Here is a 26,080-nt window from a genome sequence, read left to right as displayed (position 1 = left end):
ATCCTATTTTTCACAAACCTTCACCAAAGAAGGCTGATATGTCTTAAAGGCAAAAGATCTTTCCACTACCTGCTTGCCCCCGGAGATTTCCAGTTCCCCTAGGGCAGCCAGTTGAATAATTATATTGCCAATTGCACTGGCTTCCACAGGCCCCGCTACAACTTTTCTCCCCGTAATATTAGCGGTAAGCTGACAGAGCAGTTCATTCTGAATCCCACCACCGACCATATGAATGATATTGATTTTTTTGCCGGTGATCTCTTCCATTTCGTCAATCGTATGGCGATAGGACTCTGCTAAGCTCTCAAGTATGACGCGTATAATCTCAGCTTTCGTATAAGGGGCTTGCTGGCCTGTTCGTTCGCAATATTCTCTAATCCGTTGGGTCATCACACCGGGTGTACTGAACAGCTCGTCATTCGGATTAATAATTGCTGGAGCATGATTTATGGTTTCGGCTAGCTCAACCATTTGGCCTTGGCTGACGTATTTTCCCGCTTCGGCCCAATTCCTTTGCAGCTCCTGCAAAATCCATAGTCCCGTTATATTTTTGAGCAAACGATTAGATTGGCCGTAACACTGCTCATTTGTGAATCCGTATTCATAGCTTTTCTCTGTAATGACAGCTTTAGGCGTCTCCATGCCCACTAACGACCATGTACCACAGCTAATAAATGCTGCATCTTCCTTTAGAGAATAAGGAATAGAAGCTACTGCTGAAGCCGTATCATGAGAAGCACCCGCAATTACCTCCATTGAACCTACGCTAAGCTCCTCTTGAATTACCGGAAGGATAGAACCAATAACCGTTCCCGCTTGAACCCGTTGTGGCACTATACCAACCGGGATATTAAGCCTGCTGAATACTTCAGTGGAGACTTCACCAGATACAGCGTCCATTAAGCCACTTGTACTCCAAATCGTGCTTTCTGCTGCCGCGATACCAGAGAATAAATAGTGGAACAGGTCTGGCATCATTAAAATAGTATCTGCAACCTCTAGCAGAGAATCGTTATCCTGAAAATCAGCAAACAGCTGATAAACCGTATTAATCAAGCTCGGTTGAATACCTGTAATGCTAAATTGCTCCCTTGGTGGAAGCAGCGCCTCCAACCCTAGACGATGGCTTCCCATTCTCCTATCCCTATAATGATGGGGGGAATAGAGCAACATCCCTCTTTTATCAATAAAACCGTAATCGACTCCCCACGTATCCACGCTTAGAGACCTCAATTTTCCATGCGCCCTATAAGCTCTCTGGATTCCTTTTTTCATTTCGTGGAAGAGCTTCAAAACATCCCAATACAAATGCCCGCCAACATACACCGGCGTATTAGCAAACCGATGAATTTCTTCTATGCGAAGGGTGTTACCGTCATACAATCCCAACATCACTCTTCCGGAACTGGCGCCAAGATCCATAGCCAGAAGCTTAATCGTATCACCCATTTCAAGCACACCTGCTCCACAAGAAGATTTTAATATAGCGGTCCGAAATTCTGACAGGCTCTGTAATCTGCTCCTTCCAGATTCTCCGTCCCAAATAACGACCACACCCGTGGTCTGAAAATACGTGATTCCTCAACGTTATGCATACTTACTGGAATGCGTAAAATCGACGCCAGCGTAATCAGATCCGCCCCGATATGGCCATAACTGATCGCCCCATGATTCGCGCCCCAATTATTCATGACATCATATACCGATTGGAATGAACCACTGTTAGTTAGCTTAGGAGCGAACCAGGTCGTCGGCCATGTCGGATCTGTTCTTTGATCCAAAGTATGATGAACCTCTTCAGGCAGCTCTACGGTGTAACCTTCAACAAGCTGAAGAACAGGTCCAAGCCCCTTCACCAGGTTCAAACGAGCCATAGTAACCGGCATTCCGCCTTGGGTTAAATAATCGGTAGAGAATCCGCCTCCCCGGAAATATTCTTGAGAAGCTGGCCGGAATTGTGTATTGCTTAGACAAGCCTCAGCCTCTTCGTCTGTAATCTCCCAAAAAGGTTTGATTGCAGGTTTACCCTCTATCCTTTGCTCACCTGTACCATCAAGCGCTGCCGAACCAGAGTTGATCAGATGCAGTATTCCGTGAGCTGCTTCTCCCTCCAATTGATGACCCGTCACTCGCTTCACAGCATCGGGACTCCAGAAGGTTCGGACATCCGCAAAGATTTGTGCTGTATTCGTAAGCAAATAATTGAACAGCATCGTTACCCCATTCAAGCTGTCATTCTCTGTCGCTACGAGATAAGGTGTACGTTTGCCGTTCCAGTCAAAAGAAGAATTCAACATCGTCTCCATGAAATCGCCGTTAGGGAAATGGTCCGTCCATTGTCTCTGGCCTTGGAAACCGCCAACAATTGCATTGTGGCCGTTAGCTTCCTCCTCAAAACCAAGCTCAGCGAGAACCGGATTGCCGATCATCAGGTCGCGGGCGATCAATGTCATTTTCACACAGGTCTCCCACTGCTTCTCTTTCTCTTCCGCACTGATTTGCAGATGCGGCGGATTATTATCGGCGCCAACTTGGCAGTTTTCTTTAGTCCACGCTAGCGCACGCTTAAATTCCCCTTTATCATAAATCTCTTCTTCAAAGCGCCGGACATATTCAGACATATCTATATATTCATTGCGCATGCCCAGATACTCTTGGAAAAACTGTTCATTCACAATGGAACCCGCAATCCCCATCGAAACAGAACCCATAGATAAATATGATTTCCCCTTCATTTGAGCAACTGCTAAGCCTGCTCTAGCAAACTGCAGCAATTTAGACTGCACATCCGCTGGAATCTCTTCACTGCTAGACTCTTGAACATCTTCACCATAGATACCAAACGCAGGAATTCCCTTTTGAGCATACGCCGAGAGAACAGCAGCTAGATACACAGCACCCGGCCGTTCCGTTCCGTTAAATCCCCACACGGCATGCGGAATGGATGTATCCATATCCATTGTCTCTGAGCCATAACACCAGCAAGGCGTCACGGTGATCGACACCCCTACGTTAGCCCCGGAGAATTTCTGAGCCGCAGCAGCAGCTTCTTTAACTCCACCGATCGTAGAATCGGCGATGATGCACTCTACAGGACTCCCATTCGGATACCTTAAATTCGCTTCAATAAACTTAGCCACCCGCTGAGCCATGCCCATCGTTTGCTCTTCCAGTGATTCACGAACGCCTCTTCTTCTGCCATCAATGGTTGGGCGGATACCAATTTTCGGATAGTTTTCTATCAATGCCGTTCCTCCTCAAGATCATCTTAGAGTCATCGTTAATAGATCTATTTCTCCTTCATCATAAAATCTGCAAGCGCTTTAGTCAACACAAAACAACATATATCCTAAACAAAAGTGTGGTTTTATGTGATATTATTATTATATATTGTGGTTTTATGTGAATATGTAATTATTTTTAGATTTAAACAACAATGTAGTACACTAGAAAGCAGACGATTTATATATAAAGGTGAGTGAATGAATGAAAGCATTTGAACGACGGGATCTAATTATTAAAGAGCTTTACAGACAGAAGAAGGTCCATGTCGCAGAGCTAGCGCAAAAATTCAACGTCTCGGAAGAGACCATTCGGCGGGATCTAGATAAACTGGACAAAGAAGGTCTTGCCAAAAAAAATTATGGTGGGGCCATTCTCAACGCCCATACCAATGAAGATCCTTCCTATATCAGCAGACATCAGGTCAATATTGAAGCGAAGCGAATCATAGCCGATAATGTACTGCAATTAATCAATGATGGAGACAGCTTGGTGACGGATACGAGCTCAACGGTGTTTGAAGCCTTGCGTAGAATTATTGAGGAGAAAAACAATCTGACAATTATTACGAACTCTCTGGTGGTATTATCCGAATTTCAACACTCCGGTCAAAAGCTGATTTCCACAGGTGGAATTTTAGGCCCCGAGACCAGCTCCTTTGTTGGAAATACCGCTTCACAGACGATTCGAAAATATAATGTGGATGTAGCTATATTCAGCTGTAAAGCATTGTCTATGACAGGCGGGCTAAGTGATTCAAATGAAGAAGAAAGTGAACTGAAGGTGCTTATGCAGCAGCAGGCAAATAAAGTGGTTCTGCTCGTAGATCACTCCAAATTTGACCGGACTGCGTTCATTAAGTTGTTCAGCTTTGATAGAGTGGATTATATTGTTACAGATCAGAAGCCTTCTGAGGAATGGACCGATTTCTTAAATAATTACCATGTATCTCTTATCTATGCGCCCGCTGAGTGATCAGCAGGTGCATAGATAAAGAGAGATAATAACTTTATAACTTAGTTGTTTAAAAGACCCCTTTCCAAGACGACCTTCAGCCATTCCCCAGCAATCAGATCATGCCCGGCAGTCGTCGGATGAACGCCATCCCACAGCCAGTAGGCTGCTTCTGCTCTCTCCGCAGCTGCATTGAAAGCATCCTGTAAAGGTACATAGACCGTATCAAATTGCTCAGACAGCTGCTTAACCACTCCCTGATAATGTGTAATCTTCGCTTCCCATTCTGCCCACTGTTCAGCTGGAGCTCCGGTATTTAAAATAAAAGGCTCACATAAAATCAGCTTCGTATGTGGCAGAACTTCACGTGTTTCTTCAAGTACATGACGGTAAGCGCGTTCAAAACGGTCCGTAACTCCACTTGGTTCCCCTTTCATCATTCTCCAAATATCGTTAACCCCAATCAATATACTAATGATGTCAGGCTGCAAGCTAATTGCATCTTCATTCCAGCGTGCATATAAATCGGAGATTCGATCTCCACTCACTCCGCGGTTATAGAATACCAGATTCTCTTCTGCCCGCTCATTCCCTAGCTTGCCTCCGATGATATACGCATAGCTATGTCCAAGAATATGATTCGGGTCTTCATCACGACCCCGATTCCCATCCGTAATGGAGTCACCCTGAAATAAGATCACTTTTGATTTTTTAGTAGCTGGATTAGTCATTGAATCTTTCATCTCCTTGATTACTAGTATATTAATCATTCAACTTGAATGTCTCCTATAATACAAGTAAAGTTATCATATAGAATACAAGGAGGAAAGAGAAAAATGAAATATAGAAGACTAGGCAATTCAGGGCTCAAAATCAGTGAGATCGGACTAGGCAGTTGGCTTACATATGGAACAGCAGCAGAGCAAAAGGCAGCCGATGCTTGTATCAGCAAAGCTTTTGAATGCGGTATCAATTTCTTTGATACGGCTAATGCATATAACCGTGGTGAAGGCGAAAAAGCGATGGGGGCTGCTCTACGCTCCTATGAAAGATCATCTTATGTGCTAAGTACAAAGGTCTTTTTCCCCATGGGAGACGATGTTAATAACCGTGGTTTGTCCCGCAAGCATATTATGGAGCAATGTGAAGCCAGCCTCCGCCGCTTAGGCACCGATTATATTGATGTATATTTTTGTCATCGCTTTGATACAGAGACCCCTGTAGAGGAGACTCTACGCGCGCTGGATGATCTGACGGCTCAAGGTAAGATTCTCTACTCCGCTGTTAGCGAATGGAGCGCAGCCCAAATCTCCAATGCTGCTGGTATCAGCCGCAGACTGAATCTGCGTCCACTGATCTCGAATCAACCTATCTATAATATGTTCGAACGTTATATTGAAGACGAGGTCCTTGAAGTATCCCAGCGTGAGGGGCTGGGCCAAGTGGTCTTCTCTCCACTAGCGCAAGGAATTCTGACTGGCAAATATAAACCGGGGCAACAACCTCCAGCAGGAACCCGTGCAGCGGATAATTCAGTTAATGGTGTGATCTCCAGCTACCTCCGTGATGATGTGTTGTCTGTGGTTGGACAGCTGGATGAACTCGCTCACAGTTTAGACCTGAAGCTTTCGCAATTGGCATTGGCATGGATTCTACGCCAGCCTGGTGTAAGTTCAGCATTAATTGGTGCCAGTAAACCAGAGCAAGTTGCAGAAAATGCTAAAGCTGTAGATACGGTACTCTCCGCAGATACTTTACAGCAAATCGAGGAGATTCTTAAGCCGGTAGCTGATTTTGCTCCTGCCAGATAACCTTTTGCACAATTGCCATATAGTACACAAAAGAGGTTGTGCCAAAAGCCATCACCATGGCTTAGGCACATCCTCTTTTTCTTTAAGAAATCAATTTAGACTCTTCGGCTTGTTCAGAAGCCTTATGGATAAAAGGCTCCAGTGGTTTCTTGAGGAGTAATGCCAGCAAGAGTGCCAGCACACCGAAGATAATCAAATAAATCACATCACGAATCGCCACTTCCGGCAGAATTCCCCCAACCGCCTCCCGCATCAGACTAATTGCATAGGTAAACGGCATATACGGATTTAATATTTGAAAAAAACGCCCAGTCGTACTAATCGGAAATGTACCGCCGGAGCTAGAGAATTGAAGCACCATGAACACGATTGCTATTCCTTTTCCCAGGTTGCCAAATACAGCGACAAGCGTAAATACAATGGTTACGAACACGATGCTGATTAACACTCCAAAAAGTACAAACCACACCTTATTCACCACATAACAGTGCAAAATAAAAATGTTGCCCAGGACAGCCACCAGCCCCTGAAGAATCCCCACCGTAAGGAAGGTCAGCAGGCGGCCAAAATACAATTGATATCTTTTGTACGTTAGCCCCCCCGTATCCACACCTGTGCGGAGAAGAGAGACAAGCAGTGTGCCTCCGACCCATAAGGAAAGTACGACATAAAAAGGAGTCATTGCTGAGCCGTAATTCGGAATGGGATATAACTTATTCTCTTTTAACACTACCGGATTGGCCAAAAAATCACTTTTGCTCTTAATATCTCCTCCGAGCAGTTGCGCAATTTCCCCCAGATCAATCTCTTCTTTAATTTGGCGGATCGTGGAGGCGGCTTTTCGAATCGAGTCTTCCAGTACTGGAAGATCATTTCTCACCAAATCTGCGGCAAGCGCCACTCCTTTGTCTGCACGGGGGAGTCCTGTACGAATCAGCTCCGAGACCTGATGAACCCGCTCTTCTACAGTAGGCAGATCCTGACGCACGAAATTCGCAGCTTGCTGTATCTTTTCCCCTGCAGTAGGTAAGCTGCTCTCCAATAGCGGAAGTGTATCTCGGATGAAAGCACCAAAGCCCTGGGTCTGATCGGCAACCCCACTGGCTGCTGTGTGGACCGCTTCGCGTATAGCTGGCAAATCCTGCTGCAGACTAGCTAAGCTTGTCTGCCCGAACTCAATCGCCGACATTGTCTCTTCCAGCAGGGTACCCAGCGCAGGTAAACGATCTGGCACCTGCTGCAATGCGGTAGCTGTGACATCTGCCGCCGAAGTTATTTGCTCCAGTTTATTTTTTATGGCAGGGATAGTCGACGAATCATATCCTGAGATAAGCTTCGCAATCGCCAGCTTCCCAAGACCAGACTTTAGGAACAATTGGTTAATTGCACTGGAATCAGCGTTATCCTTATTCTGAAGGTCAGCCGTCATAGCATTTACCAAGGACTTCTGACTGTTCAAAACACTGTCTACACCTTTCAATGCCGCAAGCTCAGCAATAGACACTGTTTCAGGGGAAAATGTGTTCAATGCATTTAACAAAGAAAGTGTGTGTTCAATTACGCTGCTTCCTGCAGCCAACTGTGCTGAGAGTACCTCCAACTGCTCACGTACAGCTTGTGGCTCGTTATCCTCTCCCTTTAACTGTTCAGCAAGCTTGACCACTGAGCTCTCCGTTTGCTGTAGGAGATTAAGATTCTGTTTGACAGCTGCTGGAACAGCTTCAAATGCAGCACTGCTCTTCTCCAAAAATTGTTGAAGCTCCAGAACAAAATCATTTCCGGCAGTGGCAATCTTTTCTGCCTCAGGCAGTGCTGTTAAGGCAGCATTAACGATTTTATGCGCTTCCGTAAGACCTAGCGAGGCCTGAGCCATGATCTGTTCAACTTCACCATAATGGTTATCAAGTTGAACGATTAGCTGTGCCGCTTCTTCAATCTTGGGCAGCTTGTCCTGTAGCCCCCCTAAATGATCTAAGGTACTCGCGATTTGCGGCCAATGCTCAGCAATTTTCTCTAAAGCCTCACCCGCTTTTTCCACCTCTGGCAGCTTATTCTCCAATGTGGAAATACGCTCTGCTGAGGCATGAATCTGCGGCCAATTTTCCTGAATTTTTAATACACGTTTACCTGCGGTTTCAATTTCTGGCAGGCTCGCCTCTAATTTAAACAATCCTTTTTCTACCTTGCGTATAATGGGCAATTCAGATTGAAATTCCTTATCGATTTGACTTAAAACAGTAAATACCGTCTCACTAATCGTTTCCGTGAAATTCTCACTGATCTGTGTGGTGATTGAAGTGGCGCCCTTATCCGTGATTTTAGGAGCAATCGCATTTATTTTCTCATTGACGGTATATTCGATCTCTGGTTTCACAATCGTTCCTTCAAGAATTCCAGTCATTCGTTTGGAGAAATTAGCAGGGATAACAATACTGGCATAGTAGTCTCCGCGTTTGACACCATTATGCGCAGTCTCTGCATCTACAAAGGTCCAGCCCAAGTTTTTATTGCTCCGAAGACTTTCCATGACCTCATTGCCGATATTAAAATCCTTCTCCTGCACCTTAGTACCTTCATCTAAGCTGGTAACAGCAATTTTAATGCCAGAAGTATTGCTATAAGGATCCCATACTGACGCAACGTTCACCCAATCATACACGGAGGGCAATACCACCAAAGCGGCAACCAGCAATACGGCCACAGGAACTCTGAATAAATTACGCCAATCGTTCCTATAAATCCGTAGTATTCCGCCCATTCGCTGCTCCCCCTAATCTGCATGTTTTGATATTTTAATATGCCCGAGGAGACAAGCTTTTACTATTCATTTTAGGAAACTCATGACTTCTCATTGCTTTTTTAAAAAACTTTTAAAAAAATGCAACAAAAACTGCTCTTCTCACGTAAAGAGTAATATAAACCCGTTTAAGAAAAAACAGAGAGGGTAATAAGTTCTATACAACGTCCTACATATCTCAAGGGGGAGATTAATAATGTTTAAGAAAAAGTCAGCGTATGTGTTACCGGTTGTTGTTCTGTTGTTTCTTTCCCTCATTACTTCTGCAAGTACCATTGGAACACGGGTAGATGCGCAAGATAGTGACAAGACCCAGCATCAAACAGTTTACTTTCATACTATTGAATCCGACCATGGCAAGCTCTCCGGTACGACCGATGAAATAAACTGGTATCAGGGTGCTGATGCCGATCGAATCTTTGCTGAAAGAGATCCAGAAGCTGCAGCAGAAATAGGCGGAGCTCCAGACAGTTATTATATTGTAAATGATGTTGATACTCTGACAACTTATCCGATTGCGGATAACGCCACAGTGACGATGCAAATTTTTGATCACACTGGCAATATGGATGACTTGGATATCAACTGGAATGAGTCCATCACCTTACAGCAATTTATGGATCAATTTAATAAAACGGATGTCATCGACTTGAGCCAGTTCCCGTATCACATCACCGTTCAGGACGGCGTAATTACTTCTATCGTTCAACAATATATACCTTAAGGTGCAACATAAGAAAGAGGGTTACTCAGCAGCCATGTAAATGGCTTATAAGTAACCCTCTTTTTTTATTTCCTTAACGAATTATTGTTTAGCTGCATCCTTAACGGGAACCCCAAAATTCGGCGTACCATCTTCATTCCAATGGAAGACTTGAGCACGAGTATGACGGTTCGGATCGTACAGCGGATCGCCGGTAATTTCTTTATAATTGCGGCAGTGGTAGATGAGTACATCTTCCCCATTTTCATTTACAGTAAAGCTGTTATGACCCGGTCCATATTGTCCATTCTCTTCATTGGTCTGGAATACCGGTTCCGGCAGTTTGGTCCATGAAGTGGCATCCAGCAGGTCGCTGTCCTCATCTGCAACCAAAAGTCCCATGCAGTAATTGAAGTCCGTAGCGCTAGCCGAGAAGCTGATAAAGATACGGCCGTTACGTTTAAGCACTGCAGCTCCTTCGTTTACCTTGTACCCAATAATCTCCCAGTCATATTCAGGAGTAGCAATCATGGTCTGAGGACCGGTTAGCGTCCATGGATTACTCATTTCCGAGATATACAGGTTAGAATTCCCCTCAATATTCAGATCCTTCTGTGCCCATACATAATACAATTTTCCTTTGTGTTGAAAGGTGGTTGCATCCAATGCAAAGGATTCCCAAGCGGTTTTTACCTGGCCTTTTTCTACCCATGTTCCTTCTAAAGGATTGGCAGATTCATTCTCAAGAGCAAACATACGGTGATCGAATAATCCATCCTTCGTCTCCGTAGTACGCGCCGCCGCGAAATAAATGTACCATTTCCCGTCAATATAATGGAGCTCTGGTGCCCAAATGTTTGCACTAAGCGGACCCGTCTCATATTTACGCCAAGCTACAACCGGTTCTGCAGCAGCCAATCCCTCGATTGTTGTTGCTCTCCGTACTTCGATCCGGTCGTATTCTGGGACAGAAGCAATAAAGTAGTAATAACCATCTGTATGTTTATATACCCATGGATCAGCACGTTGCTCCACCAATGGATTTTTATATTCTACACTCGTATTCATAATCTCTCTCCTCTATTTAAACTTTAACAATACAGAACCATGCTGTGGAAGAGTTTGAGAAATACCTTCGTTAACCACTTCCAAATCGCGGCTTTGCCATAGATCACGTATAGTACTAGGAATTGAAACCTTAAGCTGCTCGAACGACACCAGAAGCGTTAAAGCTTCATCGCTAAGATTAAACAAAGCTACATAGTGGTTACCTTGTTCATCCTCAGATGTCCAGATCGCATGCTCCTCATTTAGCGCTACCTGTCTGCCGCCTTTACCATAACGATGCAGATGAAGCACTTCCTTATTGGTCAATAAAGATAATGTCCAATCATCATTGTCCCGAAGTTCTCCTCCAAACATTAACGGGGAGCGGAAAATACTCCATAGTGTCATCATGGTGACCTGCTCGTCATGAGTAAACCGCGTGAACCGGTCTCCCCCGCCATCTACAGAACGAATGCCCAGATGACCTAACGGCAGCATGTCACAATCCGGCCAATGGCCCGGCTGCACATAAGGAGCCCATTTCTCACAGCGCTCAAACATCCCGCGCAGCAAATGCCAATGATCCCAGTAATCATCGGTCATTCTCCAAAGGTTAGCGTGTCCGGCTAAGTGTTCAGCCTCTTCCACTGGAGCAGGTCCAGGCGAAAGACTGAGTACCATCTCGCGGCCGCTGCGGTCAATAGCCTTACGGATCATAGCAACTTCTTCTTTGTGATATCCATAAATGCGAGAAGCGGCAATATCATCCACTTTCACATAATCCACACCCCAACTGGCATACAACTGGAACAGCGAGTCATAATACGCCTGACTGCCTTCTTTTGAAGCATCTACTCCATACATGTCCGTATTCCATGGACAAATAGAATTTGGATGAGCCACATCGCGTGCGGTTTGCTCAGATCCTAGAATGGCACTGGCCGCATGAGCAGCCTGACGCGGGATTCCGCGCATAATGTGTATGCCGAATTTCAAACCCAATCCATGTACATATTCAGCGAGTGGCGCAAACCCTTTGCCTCCCGCTGCGGAAGGAAACCGGTTCTCAGCAGGTTGAAGTCTGGAGTACTCATCCATAACCAGCGGTACAAAGTTGCGGTACTGCGAAGAATTTGCTCCAGGCTCATACCACTGAATATCCACAACTACATATTCCCAACCAAAGTCCTTCAAATGGGTAGCCATATATTCTGCGTTGCCTCTTACTTCTTCTTCATTTACACTGGCTCCGTAACAATCCCAACTATTCCAGCCCATCGGGGGCGTAGCAGCTAACAAATTTTGTGTGATGATTTTCACGTCCTTTTCAAAAACTTAGTATTCACTCCCAGCGAGGTGCCGAGGGATAGGGGCAAGTAGAGTCCTGCAATCTTGTTCTTACCTCTACGAGACAGCCGCAATAACGGCAAGTGCTACCAAATTGCAGGCCAGAGCAATCTCGGCAATGTTCAATACGCTGCAAATATTGCTCCTCGGGCGCTAAAGGTCTTTCTCTAGTGGCTATCTCTATTAAACGCTCCAGTTTTTCTGGGCTTATTCTCATGTTCTCATCACAGCTTTTGCAGCGACGGTTTTTTTCTTGGTTCTCTGACATGATGTTATTCCAGAGTCAAGACTACCACGGAAGCAGGTGGAAGCTCGCAGCTCAGCTTTTCACCTAATAAAGACGCACCCTCAAAAGCTACTGGAGTAACTGTATCCGGTGCCTCAAACGTATTGTGCGCTCCCAGCACGGAATGCGTTAAAATCTGACCTGTCACTTTGCTAAAGCTAACCTCTTCAATACCAATTCTTAGCGATGCGCTGTCCTTATGGCTCAGGTTACAGAGTGAAACATATACTTTGCCATTCGTATCACGAGATGCAGAAACGCTAATCTGTGGAATTGTAAGCTCCCCAAACGTATAATCAGGGCTCTCAATAGTAACTTCAAGCAGTTCATTATCCTGATGCTCTTTGTACATTTCAAATACATGATAGGTAGGCGTTAGAATCATCTTGTCGCCCTCCGTCAGGATAAGGGCTTGCAGTACATTGACCACTTGAGCCAAATTCGCCATTTGCACACGACTGCTATGCTTTTGGAAAATATTCAGCGTTACCCCTGCTACCAATGCATCTCTGAGTGTATTCTGCTGATACAGGAACCCTGGATTCGTACCAGGTTCACTTAAGAACCAAGTTCCCCACTCATCTATAATCATTCCAACCCGCTTATCCGGGTCATATTTATCCATAACCGCTGAATGTTTAGTAATCAATTCATCCATATGCAAGGTTTTTTGCATAGTCTCAAACCATTCGGCTTCGTCAAAACCTAAAGCGTAACGTTTCTCTTCCCAGCTTCCAGGAATCGTATACGAATGAAGACTGAGACCATCCATAAACCGTCCAGCTTCGCGCATTAGCACTTCCGTCCAATTATAATCATCAACGTTGGCGCCACCAGCGATTCTATAGATCTGATTTTCACCATAATTGCGCACATATGTCTGGTAACGTCTGTACAAATCTGCATAATATTCTGGACGCATATTGCCGCCGCAGCCCCAGTTCTCATTACCTACACCAAAATACTTCAACTTCCACGGCTCTTCACGCCCATTTTCACGACGCCAGTCCGCCATCGGTGATTCGCCTTCAAAGGTCATATATTCAACCCACTCCGACATCTCCTGAACAGTGCCACTGCCAACATTCCCGCAGATATACGGTTCACAATCCAGCAACTCACATAATTCAAAAAATTCATGCGTCCCAAAATGATTATTCTCGACGACACCGCCCCAGTGCGTATTCACCATCCGCTTACGGGTTTCTTTTGGACCGACGCCATCCTTCCAATGATACTCATCGGCAAAACAGCCCCCCGGCCAACGAAGGACAGGAATATTAACTTTTTTGAGTGCTGCTAGGATGTCATTGCGGAAGCCCTTGGTGTTCGGAATCGGTGAATCTTCCCCCACATAGATCCCGTCATAGATACATCTGCCCAAATGCTCGGCAAAATGACCATATAGATATTTGCTGATCTTATTAATTCCTTTACCTGCATGTAGCTTGATCGTAGTCATCTATTCTCTTCTCCATTCTTTTGCTTACCCCAGATGGAAATTCCATTTTCATTTAATCCAGTAAATACAAGGGTCTGAGTTTCTTTCTCCCAATCCCATGACGGAAGCAATTGCACCTTCTCTATCCGGCCTTCACCCTCGACAACATCATTCCAGACCAAGGTCAGGACTCTGCATCCATCAAAAGACCAGCTTCCCTTTCCATTCGCACCTTCCAGCTTAAAGTCAGAGGATAGACTTATGACGGCAGACTGAATCTGGCCATCCGCTGAGGGGTCCATTACAATCCATTCCCACTGTCCTGCGATTAGCTGTTCTGGAATATCCTGTTCCACTTCACCCGCAAACCGTTCTGGAGATACAACAGGCCAACCATCCTCTGTCCACAGAATTCGACGAACCTGTAAATAGGACCAATGTTTATCGATTTCACCACGTGCATGATGAACTATATAATAGCTGCCATCCTCATGAAGAACTGAGTTATGGCCGGGAGCTATCCAACCTGGATCTTGTCCAAAGCGATAGCCACCCAGTATTTTATTGCCGACCTCATATCGGGGTTGATGCGCACTATCAGTCATATCTCGTCCGTTATAATCCACATATGGGCCGGTAATAGTATCTGCACGAGCGACACGAACGTTATAATCCTCAAACAGGGAGTCATAGGAGACGAACAAATAGTATTTTTTGAATTGCTCGTTATACACTATGTACGGTCCTTCAACTGCTCCATCTTTAATGGTATTATCCCGTTTAGCGATCAGCGTACCAAAACCTTCTTGCTTCGGTTTGCCTGTTTCCGCATTCAGCGCAATGATATGAATTCCACCAAAAAAAGAACCATACACCATCCACATTCGCCCATCTGCATCCGTAAGCACATTGGCATCAATCGCATTCAGTGAATCTTCAGCACGCGTCTGAATCACTACACCTTCATCGGTCCAAGGTCCCTCAATAGAAGCTGAAGTTTGAAGTCCGATTAGCGATTGTCTACTTCCGAAAGATGAGGCCGAGTAATACATTCGATACTGTTCACCGTATTTCACCACATCGGGTGCCCATAAATTAGTAGCCCCTGCCCATTCCTTCGCAACTTGGGGAATTCCCGGCAGCGCATAATGAACCCATTCCCAATGGATAAGATCCTGTGATTTCCGAACCATTACGCCTGGACGTAATTCTCCTCCGACTCTTATGTCGGTAGAAAAAACATAGTAACCCTCATCTGTTTTAATAATGCCTGGATCATGTGTGTTGTGAATCGTCCATAAAGACTCGATATCAATCACTGATAGATCATACATTGGCATGTTCCCCGGGGAACTTGGAAAGACAAGATCTGATGTTTTTTTTACCATTAAATTATCACCTCAGAAATAGCAACAGATTGAACAGCAATAAATATTAAATTTAAAATGAAAAAATATGTATTCGCTTACAATATAAAATAACATATATAAAAAGCCTTGTAAATATATTTCTATAAACCTTTTTATATTTATATAAAATTAAACTCGAAATAAATGAATTATGGCGAAATAACAGCCTTTTTCTTTAGATTAATTCTTTATATGTTTAAATTTTACTAAATCAAATAAAAATCATGCCAAAAATCCCTCTTATATTCGTACATTCTACAAAATAAGGAAGTATACTTTATTTATATGCCTTATTAGTTTATAATTTTATAAAATAGTATAATTTATGACGTAATCGGAAGAAGGTATTGATAAAATGATCTATATTAAAGATTTAATGAGTGGATTAGAAATTTTTAAGGCACTAAGCTCAGAAATCAGAATCCTCATTTTAGAGCTCCTTGCCACCAATCAAGCCTTGAACCTTAATGAAATTGCCAAAAAACTGAACCTCAGCAACGGCGCCATCACCATGCATATTAAAAAGTTAGAAGAAAGCGGTCTCATTGAGATAAACACATCAGTGGGTAAACACGGTATTCAAAAGGTCTGCTATTTAAATAAGGACAAGCTTATTGTTGACCTTCGCAGCAAGGATGTTGATAATCTTTACGAAGTAGAAATTCAAGTAGGTCATTACAGCAACTATCAGGCTGTTCCAACTTGTGGACTGGCTACCAAAGACAGCATCATCGGGGATTTCGACGAGCCGCGTTATTTTGCAGATCCGCAGCGAATTGAATCCGAAATTATTTGGATGGCCGAAGGGTTCCTCGAATATAGAATTCCGAACTACCTTAAAGCCAACCAAACGTTCCGCGAAATTCAGTTCTCGATGGAGATCGGCTCTGAAGCTCCTGGGTCTAACGATAACTATCCGTCCGACCTTTATTTCTATTTAAATGGAATTGAAATCGGATTCTGGACTAGCCCTGGCGATTTCGGAGATACCCGGGGAACATTTAACCCCGATTGGTGGCCTCCGCACCTAAACCAATACGGTATGCTGAAGCTGATCCGTATCAATAATGAAGGCAGCTTTATTGATGGCTGTCGGATTTCTGACGTGACCCTTGATGATATCCAATTGGATTACAAAAGTGAACTCACATTCCGTATCGCAGTAACCGACAAGCCTACAAACAAACGCGGACTCACGATTTACGGAAAACATTTCGGCAATTATAGCCAGGACCTACTGGCACGTGTGTTGTATGATGTACATGAAGTTGGAGAGGGCCTCCCTCGTAACGCTGTTATAATAGCAGAGTAACCAACCCTGCTTAAATAAAAAGACCCTAGATTCAGCTAACGCTGATTTAGGGTCTTTTTGTGCTTCGTATATTTTTTCGATATTGAACCATAATAACTTTGTCTCCCAAACCACCGAGAAGGAGTGTTTCGAATGCGTGAAGGTCTAATTCCCGCTGTTCTTGGAACCGTCGTAACCGCTTCTAGCGCCGCTTTTCTTGGAAGCAAGTATAAGATGGCAGCAACAGGCGTACTTGGATTTGGTCTGGCTCATGTCGTATTGGGTGCCATTGATCTGTTTGAGCATCGGTAAGGATTGGAAGATGCCGGGTGGTATGAACACTGCCCGGTTTATTTTGTATTTCTTATGTTGGCGCAATTACAAGCTGCTCCAACGGATGACGTCATAAAAAAACAGCGCTTCTCCTGATATCGGAGAAGCGCTGTTTATGTTTGGGGCGCTAGCTGGTTGCTCCAACCTTGTCTCCATCATCTCACGTATCTCACGTGGCTTACGTGACTTACGTGGCTTACTGGCTTACGTGGCTTACGTGGCTTACGCGGCTTACTGGCTTACGTGGCTTACGTGGCTTACGCGGCTTACGTGTCTTACGTGGCTTACGCGGCTTACTGGCTTACGCGGCTTACGCGGCTTACGTGGCTTACGGACCCAGATGACGTTATTTGCATATTTTTAGCTCTTGGAGCATGTTTTCGGACTCCAGTGACGCTATCCATTGGAAAATGACCAATATTGGACGTTTTTCAAGCCAATAGCTGCAATGGAGTCCGATAGCACCCAAAATATTGGAAAATGCTGCGTATAAGGTCCGCTGGGTCCGATCGCTACTACTAATACGTATATCTGATGGTACTTGTGCATGCATGCGTGATGGGTAGTGAAAACCCACACGCTTCCGTAAAGGGTAATGCATGAGCATTCGAGAGCGAGAACCTACACGCTTCCGCAAAGCGGTAATGCATGAGCATTCGATTGCGGGAACCTACACGCTTCCGCAAAGCGGCAATGCATGAGCATTCAATTGCGGGAACCTACTTGTTTCCGGCAGCGTCAACCTATGTGCTTCTAACAGCAGCATTCCACTCGCTTCCCCCAGCAATAAGCTAAAGTCAAAAAAAGGGGCTGTCCCAGCAGCTATTTTCATAGCTTATGGGACAGCCCCTCTTAGCATTTTGAATAATTATTTTATAGCTACATAAAATAATCGTTCAGCATCATCTTCTGCCTCTACCCACTCGAAATCGGCGTAGATCTTCACATCACTAAACCCAGCCTTAAGCAGCTCTTCCTTCATCCAGTTAGGATCGTAGGCGCGCTGAATATGGGTCTCTTCGAATCGGCGATAGCGATCGCTATGTCCGTCTTCACGGGCAAAAATGGACAGATGATGTTCAATTTCGCGGCGTGGAACATCCATCTCACAAGTCCAAATATAAGAAACAGATGGCTCGTCCAGAATAAAGGGCTGTTCTTCTTCATAACGAATTAGTGTGTTTGGATGATGCACATCGAACAGGAAGGTTCCGCCTTGCTTTAACCCTGCATAGGTACTGGCAAAAACAGCGCTGATGTCATCCTCTTCCAACACATAATTCAGACAATCACAAAAGGAAATTACAGAATCCACCAGCTCCGGAAGCTCCCATTCCTTCATGTTTTGTCTAATCCAACGAACACTGCCTTCGCGCAAAAAACGCCGTCCCTGGGGATGCTCCTCCATTTTGCGCTGTGCCACTGAGAGCATATCAGAAGATAAATCGATTCCGGTCATATGATATCCTGAACCCGCCAAAGGAATTGTAATACTTCCTGTTCCGCAGCCAAGCTCGGCTACAGTTAACGGTTTGCCGTATTTACTCCATGCGGCTTCAGCAAAGGATATCCAATCTGGATACGGCATATCTGCCATAAGCTCATCGTATACATAAGCAAATTTCCCATAGGAAGACACAATTACACCGCTTTCTATAACAACATTTTATAAATTCCGTCTATTGAATCGTAGCTTAATCCGTCGTTTCTTCTTGCCCTTCGGTTGTTCCTTCTTCATTATCCTTAGCAACAAGATACGTCCAGTTCTCTTTTTGAGTAATATGGCCTTCCTTCATCAGCTTCCCAAGTGCACGCTTGAAGGCGGATTTACTGATTCCGAACCGTTGTTTGATAATATCTGGCGGCGTAGCATCCGAATAAGGCATCGCTCCACCTGGACGAGCATTTAAGAACTCCAAAAGTGCGGCGGAATCTACATCCATCCCCACTTCTTTACGAAGACCCATAGAAAGGTTAACACGTCCATCTTCACGGATATGAGAGACACGTGCTTCAAACTGCTCACCAAGACGCAGCAGACGGCTCCGCTCCGAGGAATGGACCATACCGATAATCCCAAAGCCTAGCACACCCGCATCCACAAGTACAAAAGTACCCATTTGCAGCGGCTTATACACTCGGGCTGTTACAGTCTGTCCCATCCAAGATTCAGGTGCAGGCAGAGCTAGAGGAGCAAGCTCCTGTTCTCCGGCCAGCTTGGCACGCAGACGCCCCTGTTTATCATGCTCCATGATCGCAAACACATAGTCCCCAACCTGCGGACGCAGCTCTGGAAGCTCTGGAAGCTCACGGATAGGCAGCAGCAGCTGACGTCCAAGACCCATCTCCAAAAAGCAGCCCAGACGCGGATGAATATCAGCCACTTCCAATAACGCCATCTCGCCCAGCGTCAGAAATGGTTTTTTCATCGTTGCCGCAAGACGGTCCTCGGTATCAAAGAAAATGAAAACTTCAACTTTATCGCCGGCTTTTACCTTCTCTGTCAGCTCCGTATAATGCAGCATAACATCTTGGTCTCCAGCATTCAGAAAAAATCCGTATGGCGAAACTTCCCGCTCTACATGAAGTGTAACCGTAGTTCCTGCAATCAGGCTCATACAGTTTCCACAACCTTGGCATCGGACCACAGACGCTCGATATTGTAATATTCACGCTCATCGCGGTGGAATATATGAACGATAACATCGCCAAGATCCATCAGCACCCAGCGTGCTGAATCCATGCCTTCAATCCCTTTGATCACTCCGCCTGCTTCATGAACCACTTTACGGACTTCGGTAGCGATCGCCTGTACCTGAATATCCGAGTTACCGTGACATACGATAAAGTAATCACTGATTGGTGAAACATTACGTAGATCTAGTGCCACGACGTTCATTGCTTTTTTATCTTCAACAGCCTTAAGGGCCAGTTCTAACAGCTTGCTTGGTTGTACACTCATATTTTATCCTCCAATATTCTAACTAAATCATTACGCGCCAGTACCGTTAAGGGGAAAATCACCCGGCGTTTCTCCAGTAACAAACTAATCGTAGAATCGAACCCAGCGACTAATCCTTCTTCCAAACTTACTTGTGCCTTCTCGCGTATCTTATCAACCCCGGGAAAATCACGCCCAGGCTCGATGTAGTCAGCTAAGCAGACGATCTTTTCAAGTAAACTCATGTCTTCACGGCCTGAGGTATGGAAACGAATCGCATTGATAATATCAGGATCCGTAATCCCATAGTCTTTCTCAGCTACAAAGGCGCCTACTTCCGAATGCCACATCTGCTTGTCATACACCAGAAGATCCAAATTTAATTGATTTTGTTCAATGATCTCCTTCATACGCTCAACCGGCCAATACTTGGCCACATCATGCAGAATTGCTGCTGTCTCTGCACGCTCAGGGTCAGCACCATATTGCTTCGCCAGTTGAATAGATGTCTCCATCACGCCGAGTGTATGCTTCCAGCGCTTATCAGGCATCTGTGCAGAGACTGCTTCAATCAGTGCTTCGCGGCTGTATGCCATACAATCCACTCCTTTGAACATAATCGAACACTGCCTCTGGAACCATATAACGAATAGATTTACCTGCTGCCGCCCGTTCTCTTAACATCGTTGACGAAATATCCACCAGTGGCATATCTGCAAGCAATACCTTCTTTGCTATAAAGTCTGGCAATGCATCTAGATCAAGAGGTGTTCCCGGACGACCCACACCAATAAATGTAAGCCGCTGCACCAGTTCTTCAATCTCGTTCCATTTCGGCAAATACTGAACCATATCCGCTCCAATGATGAAATAAAGATCGAAATGCGGATACTCCTCTTGCAGACGTCTTATGGTCTCATAGGTATAGGAGACGCCACCTCTGACCACTTCCCAATCTAATGTGCAAAAAGCTTCATGATTCTTCACCGCTTCCTGCACCATGGCTAGTCGGTCTTCTCCAGATACACCCGCCTCATGTTTATGAGGCGGGATATGTGAAGGCATAAACCATACCTCTTGCAGACCATAAGTATCTCTTGCGGCTTCCGCTGCCATCATATGACCGATATGAAGAGGATCAAAGGTACCTCCCATAATTCCAACTTTCAAGAGGACGACCTCCTCGGTAAGGTATACTTACAGCTATTAACGCGGCAGCTCAATGGTTTTGTTATCACGTGATTCTTTGTATAGAACGACAGTCTTACCGATCACTTGCACAAGCTCAGAACCCGATTGTTCAGCCAGAGCAGCGCCAATTTCCTTGGGATTCTCAATATTATTGCTCAGTATACTAATCTTCATAAGCTCGCGCTTCTCAATAGCTTCTTCAATATGGCGTACGAGGTGATCATTTACTCCACCTTTGCCCACTTGAAAAATAGGATCGAGATGGTGCGCCAATGAACGAAGATACCGTGTTTGTTTACCAGTTAACATAAATGAATAACTCCTTAATTAACATATATTATTACCTATTATTACCCTAACTTGATGAATCCATTTCTTACTCATTTCCACCCAAGCAATCGAGAATGGTCTGCCGCATGATTTCCGTAGGCGCAGGCTGCCCTGTCCAATACTCCAGTGCATAAGCTCCCTGATAGACAAACATACCAAGGCCTCCATGAATCGTACAGCCCCGTTCGAGTCCTTCCAACAATAGCCGCGTACGCAGCGGATTATAAATCAGATCGCTTACGACCATTCCTTTACGAAGCAGTCCAGGATCTATCGGTGTCTCATCCATATGAGGATACATACCTACGGAGGTAGTATTGATCAGCACGTCTACACCACTTAGCATTTCTGCTACTTCGTTCATGCTAATCCCGATGACATTCCCTTTGCTCCGGCACTGTGACGCCAAGTCCTCTGCCTTATCAACACTGCGATTAGCAATAATGATTGAAGAAGGCTTCTCCTGAAGTAGTGCGGCAACAATTCCTCTTGCTGCTCCACCGGCCCCGATAACCATAATCTTCACACCAGACAAATCAGAAATAGCTTCCGCTTTGAGCGAACGCACATAACCGATCCCATCCGTATTATATCCGGTGAGCACTCCGTTATCATTAACAATCGTATTGACTGCACCAACGGCTACTGCACTCTCATCTAATACATCCAAATATTGCATCACCGCAACCTTATGCGGAATCGTCACATTCACTCCACGGAAACCAAGCGTACGGATCGCTTGCACCGCATCGCCCAGCTTCTCCGGGCGGATGTGAAGCGGTACATAAGCACCCGGAATTCCCAGCGCTTGCAGCGCTGCTTCATGCATAATTGGAGATTTGGATTGTATAATAGGATCTCCCATTACACCGAGTAGAATATTACCGCTATTGTAGCCTTCGACTGCAGTTGTAGACAATAGATTATCCTCCCTCGTTAAATCATCGAAGGGCGGGTAAGCACCTTCACACCACGCGGAACATGAATGGCCACAACTGCACCTTCAGTTCCATTAACCTTAATCCAGCCCAGACCCGAAATATACAGATCGGCTCTGCTGCCCCGGTTAATCCGGAACTCATGCCGCTGCCAAGGTGGCAGCTTGTCCATCCGGTCACTTCCCGGTGGAGACAGCATTTCACCGCGATGATCCTGATAGAGGGAATCTGCGCGTTCCAGCTTCGTGCGATGGATTTTTAAAGTACCACTAATAAAGCAAGTGAAGGATTGATGCGGGCCTTGTACGAAATCAAATCGTCCCAATCCACCGAAGAAAAGAGTCTGTCCTTCGTTCAACTGATAGACTGTCGGCTTCAAAGGATTGGCAGGCATAACTGCATCCAGATCCTGACGCTCAACTAATTCACTATAACGCCAAGGATACACAATCCCTGGAGTATCTATAATGTAGTGGCCGTCATCCAGTGGAATTTTGACCGTATCGAGTGTTGTGCCAGGGTAACGTGAAGTCGTTAACTCCTGCTCTAAATCGCTATAGTCCGAAATCAGACGATTAATAAGTGTGGATTTGCCCACATTGGTAGCACCCACTACATATACGTCGCGTTGACCGCGCAACTCCGTTACGGCTTCCAGCAAACGGTCAAAACCTTGATTGCGTTTCGCACTGCAAAGTACGATTTCAGCCGTCCGCAAGCCTTCCTCTTTACAGCGCTGCTGCATCCAGTTACGCAACTTGTTCCAGTTTGTAACCTTCGGCAGCAAGTCACATTTATTCACTGCAAGAATAACAGGGTTATTGCCAACAAACCGCTGCAGGCCGGAAATCAGACTGCCTTCGAAATCGAAGATATCGACAATATGAATAACAAGCGCATTCTTCTCTCCTACTCCACTCAGCAGGCGAAGAAATTCATCCTGATTCACCGAAACAGATGAAGCCTCATTATAATTTTTAATCCGGAAACAGCGTTGGCAAATCACCGGGTCCCGTTCAAGTGCAACCTCCGGAAGATATCCTGGTTGATCCTTATGCTCCGTCTGAAGCTTGATGCCGCAACCGCTGCACTTCTCAGGACGCTGTGTTTCGCTTTGTTCGTTCATTACTATTTATCCTCCTCGTGCCACAATCCTTTTTTGCGAAGCCGTGTCAGAGCAACCCGCTCTACCCGGCGATTAAACCTTGTGCCGAACCCCTCGTCCTTGACGGAGATTGGCAGTACCAAAACAGTATACAGGCCAAGGCGATTGCCGCCGTATACATCAGTAAGCATTTGGTCTCCCACCACAATCGTTTGTTCAGGGGGCAGCTCCATCTGCTTCATCGCTTTGAGAAAAGGAGCATTACTCGGTTTACGAGCCTGGTGCACAAATTCAATATTAAGCGGTGTTGCAAAGCGGGACACCCGTTCCATGTTATTGTTAGATACGATGATGAGCTTAAAGCCCAGTTCCTTCACCTTTTCGAACCATAACAACAGCTCCGGAGTAGCCACAGGCGCTTTGGCACCGACCAGTGTGTTATCCAGATCCGTGATGATTCCGCGATATCCCTGTCTATACAGCTCGTCCAGAGCAATATCGAATACCGTATTCACCCGGAGTTTGGGAACTAACATTTCAAACAATACGTTCACCTCGATTTCATACAAAAAACTATAACATACTCCTTGCGCATCGCAAATAAATCTGTAGCTATACTTTCACGCAAAGTGTTATTTCTTGGATCTCATTTTTCTCCGCACCCACAAAGCTTCAGTATACACGCTCTGCCAGTCTTTGTCTTCAATAACCTCAGGGCTATATTTCGCCTTTTCGAACATTGTTAGTAGCGAGTGTAGATGATCAGCCACTGCCGGCCGTTCTCCACTCCAGCGATCTACGGCTTCACGTAAAGTTTCGTGTTCTTCTTTTAGCATTCCCTTGCGATGCAAATACCTTACCCAACGCTCAGTTTCCGCCACTACTTTCTGATCTGGCGTTAAAGGCCGGCCATTGCGCAGCTGCTGCATGAAGAAGCGAAGCTTAAAGCGTCTATGCCAAACTATAAAAATCGCCCAGGACAGCAACACCACTACAGCTGCCACAACAACCCATAGACCTACATGAAACCCTTGATCTTCTTGTGCGTTATTCACAGGCGCTGGTGTAGGTTCTGCCTGCTCTTTTTGATCTTCTGGTTCGACTTCAGGGGTTTGCTCACTCTGAGTTAAAAGCGGAATATTAAATCCAGGTGTAGCTTCAACTGGAATCCAACCATAATCACCAAAATAAACCTCAGCCCAAGAGTGGGAATCCGCATTGGTAATTGTATAGTTATTATTCACTGTGCCTGATTGCTGTTGTGCCGGATTCATTGGGATTTCTGGCTGTTCCCCAGGTGCGTACCCCTTAACCCACCGTGCAGGGATGTTCAGAGAGCGCGCCATAGTAACCAGTGCCGTAGAATAATAATCACAGTAACCTTCCTTTAACTCAAACAAAAACCCTTCTACAAAATCGTTGCTTGTGACACGTGATATATCTGGATTATTGGTATATGGAAAGGTTTGTTGTAAGTATTGTTGCAAAAGCGCTGTTTTTTCATACGGCGTTTTTCCTTCAGCCGTGATTTCCTCAGCCAGCTCCCTGACTCTTTTAGGAAAATCGTTAGGCAGTTGAAGAAACATTTTCTCCAAATCGTTCCCTTTATATAGCTCCTCATACGTCTTTGTTGTCAATTCTTGAACAGGAATTACAGGAATCTCAGACGTCACCTCAAAAGTAGACGGATAAGCGAGTTTTTTCCCATCCACATCCCAGATCAGCTCGCTGTCTCGGCTTCTCCAGGAGAGTCCATCTCCAGCTTTTTCCCCATTTAAAGAATCCACCGAAGATACTGAATAAGTGCCAAATAGTACGGGAAATTCATTATTATTAAGCACGGTTACTGTTTGTTTCAGTGTTCGTGTATTTACTTTAGAACCCACACTGCTCTCTAAAGCTTCACCTACATCCATCGCTTCTAGAGGTCCCCGATTTAACCGGTCTCTATCGACCCAACCTCTTCCGGAATATAATCTGCGCGTTTCTCCCCGCATATAAATACGCAAATCAGAAACCACTGTCATCACCGGTGTATAATCGAAGGTAAAGCCGCCACCTAGTTGATCATCATTCAGACTGTAGCCTGACGAAGTATTGTTAGTAGGGGAGACAGAACCCATCTCAGATTTCGTGGTCCCAACTGTGCCCTTCCCAGAAGACTTCCCAATCCCATTCCAATCTTGCCAAGCGGTATAAGGATCGGTTAGGGTAGGCCTTACCCCAGGCATATTCACTCCAATTAGGATGACCAAAGAGAAGACGATGGCAATATTAATGACTATTTTCGTGGGATATTTCAGCAGATGCACCCAACCACGCGGATATTGAAGCTGGAAGCTTCTCAGATGCTGGCTGACCAGCCAGCCCATCCCCGCAAATACCGTCCAGGCTACTTCCTGCCACAAAACAATAGATGTAAAGGAATCCAAGGCAGCCAAGGCCACTATGTTCATTCCTATAAACCATAAAATACGTCTTTTTGAGGATGCCCACCAAGACGACAACAGCAGCAGGGCTGAGGCTCCGAGAGCAAACCAGATATAGGGCACCATATGAACTGCAATATCCTGCAGTCTGTCCGGGAGGGTTGTTGCCCAAGGATCAGCAACGTATATACCATAATTGATAAGTATCCGATAAACGATATAAATAATAGCTGCCGCTTCAATAAAGAGCCTTATCTGAACTTTTACAGGAATTATGATTTCAATAACAGTGATCGTTATTAATGCAGCCCACACAACAGCAGTTGTCTGTCTTAACCAGATAGGTTCCGTATAAGAGACCCACTGGTGGGCTATAATTAAAAGCCACAATAGACCTAAAGAACGGTGCCAGGAGAATTTCATCTGATTCCACCAGTTTCTCATA

24 protein-coding genes are annotated in these 26,080 nt (G+C 45.1%); 5 read left to right on the top strand and 19 right to left on the bottom strand.

All coding sequences use genetic code 11. From position 1 onward, the window contains the following. Nucleotides 1–3: 3 nt before the first annotated feature. Nucleotides 4–1,449, bottom strand: coding sequence for a rhamnulokinase family protein (locus MHI32_RS07850; protein ID WP_076301924.1), 1,446 nt, complete (start codon nt 1,447–1,449; stop codon nt 4–6). 29 nt (nt 1,450–1,478) lie between these two features. Next, nucleotides 1,479–3,245, bottom strand: a complete 1,767-nt coding sequence (locus MHI32_RS07845) for an L-fucose isomerase (protein WP_340012119.1) — start codon at nt 3,243–3,245, stop codon at nt 1,479–1,481. A gap of 241 nt (nt 3,246–3,486) precedes the next feature. Here MHI32_RS07845 and MHI32_RS07840 point away from each other — a divergent pair, with 241 nt between their 5' ends. Beyond that, the gene (locus tag MHI32_RS07840) at nt 3,487–4,257 is read left to right on the top strand and encodes a DeoR/GlpR family DNA-binding transcription regulator (protein ID WP_076130709.1); all 771 of its coding nucleotides are present in this window, start codon (nt 3,487–3,489) and stop codon (nt 4,255–4,257) included. 41 nt (nt 4,258–4,298) lie between these two features. Here the strand turns inward: MHI32_RS07840 and MHI32_RS07835 are convergent, their stop codons facing one another. Beyond that, complete coding sequence (locus MHI32_RS07835) at nt 4,299–5,006, bottom strand: SGNH/GDSL hydrolase family protein (RefSeq protein ID WP_340012118.1); 708 nt, start codon at nt 5,004–5,006, stop codon at nt 4,299–4,301. A 66-nt stretch (nt 5,007–5,072) separates the two neighbouring features. Here MHI32_RS07835 and MHI32_RS07830 point away from each other — a divergent pair, with 66 nt between their 5' ends. After that, nucleotides 5,073–6,047, top strand: coding sequence for an aldo/keto reductase family protein (locus MHI32_RS07830; protein WP_076280513.1), 975 nt, complete (start codon nt 5,073–5,075; stop codon nt 6,045–6,047). Between the two features lie 82 nt (nt 6,048–6,129). Here the strand turns inward: MHI32_RS07830 and MHI32_RS07825 are convergent, their stop codons facing one another. After that, a complete protein-coding gene (locus MHI32_RS07825) occupies nt 6,130–8,805 on the bottom strand; it encodes a YhgE/Pip domain-containing protein (RefSeq protein WP_340012117.1) in 2,676 nt (891 codons plus the stop codon). A gap of 235 nt (nt 8,806–9,040) precedes the next feature. On the opposite strand from MHI32_RS07825, the gene MHI32_RS07820 reads away from it, so the two are divergent. Continuing rightward, nucleotides 9,041–9,568 carry a hypothetical protein gene (locus MHI32_RS07820; RefSeq protein WP_076142484.1) on the top strand — a complete coding sequence of 176 codons (528 nt, stop codon included), beginning with the start codon at nt 9,041–9,043 and terminating at the stop codon, nt 9,566–9,568. Nucleotides 9,569–9,649: 81 nt separating this feature from the next. Here the strand turns inward: MHI32_RS07820 and MHI32_RS07815 are convergent, their stop codons facing one another. From MHI32_RS07815 to MHI32_RS07795, 5 genes are read right to left on the bottom strand one after another with little or no spacing between them, the layout of a single operon-like run. Beyond that, nucleotides 9,650–10,615, bottom strand: a complete 966-nt coding sequence (locus tag MHI32_RS07815) for a family 43 glycosylhydrolase (RefSeq protein ID WP_076125166.1) — start codon at nt 10,613–10,615, stop codon at nt 9,650–9,652. Between the two features lie 12 nt (nt 10,616–10,627). Continuing rightward, a complete protein-coding gene (locus MHI32_RS07810) occupies nt 10,628–11,905 on the bottom strand; it encodes a glycoside hydrolase family 27 protein (RefSeq protein WP_340012704.1) in 1,278 nt (425 codons plus the stop codon). A 31-nt stretch (nt 11,906–11,936) separates the two neighbouring features. Next, nucleotides 11,937–12,209: a DUF6171 family protein gene (locus tag MHI32_RS07805; protein WP_076106144.1), complete on the bottom strand. Its 273-nt coding sequence runs from the start codon at nt 12,207–12,209 to the stop codon at nt 11,937–11,939. A 4-nt stretch (nt 12,210–12,213) separates the two neighbouring features. Continuing rightward, nucleotides 12,214–13,689, bottom strand: coding sequence for an alpha-N-arabinofuranosidase (locus tag MHI32_RS07800; protein WP_340012116.1), 1,476 nt, complete (start codon nt 13,687–13,689; stop codon nt 12,214–12,216). Further along, nucleotides 13,686–15,002 carry an arabinan endo-1,5-alpha-L-arabinosidase gene (locus MHI32_RS07795; protein WP_340012115.1) on the bottom strand — a complete coding sequence of 439 codons (1,317 nt, stop codon included), beginning with the start codon at nt 15,000–15,002 and terminating at the stop codon, nt 13,686–13,688. The genes MHI32_RS07800 and MHI32_RS07795 overlap by 4 nt, the downstream gene beginning before the upstream one ends. A gap of 430 nt (nt 15,003–15,432) precedes the next feature. Here MHI32_RS07795 and MHI32_RS07790 point away from each other — a divergent pair, with 430 nt between their 5' ends. Next, nucleotides 15,433–16,389 carry a winged helix-turn-helix transcriptional regulator gene (locus MHI32_RS07790; RefSeq protein WP_036675692.1) on the top strand — a complete coding sequence of 319 codons (957 nt, stop codon included), beginning with the start codon at nt 15,433–15,435 and terminating at the stop codon, nt 16,387–16,389. Nucleotides 16,390–16,521: 132 nt separating this feature from the next. Beyond that, nucleotides 16,522–16,680 carry a hypothetical protein gene (locus MHI32_RS07785; protein ID WP_036675694.1) on the top strand — a complete coding sequence of 53 codons (159 nt, stop codon included), beginning with the start codon at nt 16,522–16,524 and terminating at the stop codon, nt 16,678–16,680. Between the two features lie 889 nt (nt 16,681–17,569). Here MHI32_RS07785 and MHI32_RS07780 read toward each other — a convergent pair. From MHI32_RS07780 to MHI32_RS07735, 10 genes are all read right to left on the bottom strand, one after another. Next, entirely contained in the window at nt 17,570–18,340 is a 771-nt protein-coding gene (locus tag MHI32_RS07780) for a class I SAM-dependent methyltransferase (protein ID WP_038569469.1), read from the bottom strand. A 55-nt stretch (nt 18,341–18,395) separates the two neighbouring features. Continuing rightward, nucleotides 18,396–19,319 (bottom strand): S1-like domain-containing RNA-binding protein, encoded by a 924-nt coding sequence (locus MHI32_RS07775; RefSeq protein WP_036675697.1) that lies wholly within the window; start codon nt 19,317–19,319, stop codon nt 18,396–18,398. Further along, nucleotides 19,316–19,663, bottom strand: coding sequence for a ribosome silencing factor (rsfS, locus tag MHI32_RS07770; RefSeq protein ID WP_036675699.1), 348 nt, complete (start codon nt 19,661–19,663; stop codon nt 19,316–19,318). Before rsfS ends, MHI32_RS07775 begins: the two co-directional genes overlap by 4 nt. Then, entirely contained in the window at nt 19,660–20,238 is a 579-nt protein-coding gene (yqeK, locus tag MHI32_RS07765) for a bis(5'-nucleosyl)-tetraphosphatase (symmetrical) YqeK (protein ID WP_076125176.1), read from the bottom strand. The genes rsfS and yqeK overlap by 4 nt, the downstream gene beginning before the upstream one ends. After that, nucleotides 20,210–20,812, bottom strand: a complete 603-nt coding sequence (locus MHI32_RS07760; protein WP_076125178.1) for a nicotinate-nucleotide adenylyltransferase — start codon at nt 20,810–20,812, stop codon at nt 20,210–20,212. Before MHI32_RS07760 ends, yqeK begins: the two co-directional genes overlap by 29 nt. 36 nt (nt 20,813–20,848) lie before the next feature. Continuing rightward, nucleotides 20,849–21,142: a ribosome assembly RNA-binding protein YhbY gene (yhbY, locus tag MHI32_RS07755; RefSeq protein ID WP_036675703.1), complete on the bottom strand. Its 294-nt coding sequence runs from the start codon at nt 21,140–21,142 to the stop codon at nt 20,849–20,851. A 67-nt stretch (nt 21,143–21,209) separates the two neighbouring features. After that, nucleotides 21,210–22,082, bottom strand: a complete 873-nt coding sequence (gene aroE, locus MHI32_RS07750) for a shikimate dehydrogenase (RefSeq protein WP_076307066.1) — start codon at nt 22,080–22,082, stop codon at nt 21,210–21,212. A gap of 17 nt (nt 22,083–22,099) precedes the next feature. Next, on the bottom strand, nt 22,100–23,227 hold the full coding sequence (gene yqeH / locus MHI32_RS07745; protein ID WP_076125182.1) for a ribosome biogenesis GTPase YqeH: 1,128 nt from the start codon (nt 23,225–23,227) through the stop codon (nt 22,100–22,102). 2 nt (nt 23,228–23,229) lie between these two features. Further along, entirely contained in the window at nt 23,230–23,751 is a 522-nt protein-coding gene (locus MHI32_RS07740; protein ID WP_036675921.1) for a YqeG family HAD IIIA-type phosphatase, read from the bottom strand. Nucleotides 23,752–23,838: 87 nt separating this feature from the next. After that, entirely contained in the window at nt 23,839–26,079 is a 2,241-nt protein-coding gene (locus MHI32_RS07735; RefSeq protein WP_340012114.1) for a transglutaminase domain-containing protein, read from the bottom strand. Nucleotide 26,080: the final 1 nt, after the last annotated feature.

The sequence above is a fragment of the Paenibacillus sp. FSL H7-0690 genome, from assembly GCF_037980415.1.
Taxonomy (GTDB): Bacteria; Bacillota; Bacilli; order Paenibacillales; family Paenibacillaceae; genus Paenibacillus_AQ; species Paenibacillus_AQ odorifer.
Note: the sequence above shows the minus strand (reverse complement) of the source record. Positions and strands in the feature narration are given on the sequence as shown.

Coding starts and splice junctions, on each gene's coding strand:
- MHI32_RS07840 (WP_076130709.1), top strand. CDS start 3,487: ATGAAAGCATTTGAACGACGGGATCTAATTATTAAAGAGCTTTACAGA.
- MHI32_RS07815 (WP_076125166.1), bottom strand. CDS start 10,615: ATGAATACGAGTGTAGAATATAAAAATCCATTGGTGGAGCAACGTGCT.
- MHI32_RS07795 (WP_340012115.1), bottom strand. CDS start 15,002: ATGTATGATCTATCAGTGATTGATATCGAGTCTTTATGGACGATTCAC.
- yqeH (WP_076125182.1), bottom strand. CDS start 23,227: ATGAACGAACAAAGCGAAACACAGCGTCCTGAGAAGTGCAGCGGTTGC.
- MHI32_RS07775 (WP_036675697.1), bottom strand. CDS start 19,319: ATGAGCCTGATTGCAGGAACTACGGTTACACTTCATGTAGAGCGGGAA.
- rsfS (WP_036675699.1), bottom strand. CDS start 19,663: ATGAGTGTACAACCAAGCAAGCTGTTAGAACTGGCCCTTAAGGCTGTT.
- yqeK (WP_076125176.1), bottom strand. CDS start 20,238: ATGGCATACAGCCGCGAAGCACTGATTGAAGCAGTCTCTGCACAGATG.
- MHI32_RS07820 (WP_076142484.1), top strand. CDS start 9,041: ATGTTTAAGAAAAAGTCAGCGTATGTGTTACCGGTTGTTGTTCTGTTG.
- MHI32_RS07790 (WP_036675692.1), top strand. CDS start 15,433: ATGATCTATATTAAAGATTTAATGAGTGGATTAGAAATTTTTAAGGCA.
- MHI32_RS07800 (WP_340012116.1), bottom strand. CDS start 13,689: ATGACTACGATCAAGCTACATGCAGGTAAAGGAATTAATAAGATCAGC.
- MHI32_RS07850 (WP_076301924.1), bottom strand. CDS start 1,449: ATGGGTGATACGATTAAGCTTCTGGCTATGGATCTTGGCGCCAGTTCC.
- yhbY (WP_036675703.1), bottom strand. CDS start 21,142: ATGTTAACTGGTAAACAAACACGGTATCTTCGTTCATTGGCGCACCAT.
- MHI32_RS07785 (WP_036675694.1), top strand. CDS start 16,522: ATGCGTGAAGGTCTAATTCCCGCTGTTCTTGGAACCGTCGTAACCGCT.
- MHI32_RS07830 (WP_076280513.1), top strand. CDS start 5,073: ATGAAATATAGAAGACTAGGCAATTCAGGGCTCAAAATCAGTGAGATC.
- MHI32_RS07825 (WP_340012117.1), bottom strand. CDS start 8,805: ATGGGCGGAATACTACGGATTTATAGGAACGATTGGCGTAATTTATTC.
- MHI32_RS07835 (WP_340012118.1), bottom strand. CDS start 5,006: ATGATTAATATACTAGTAATCAAGGAGATGAAAGATTCAATGACTAAT.
- MHI32_RS07735 (WP_340012114.1), bottom strand. CDS start 26,079: ATGAGAAACTGGTGGAATCAGATGAAATTCTCCTGGCACCGTTCTTTA.
- MHI32_RS07805 (WP_076106144.1), bottom strand. CDS start 12,209: ATGTCAGAGAACCAAGAAAAAAACCGTCGCTGCAAAAGCTGTGATGAG.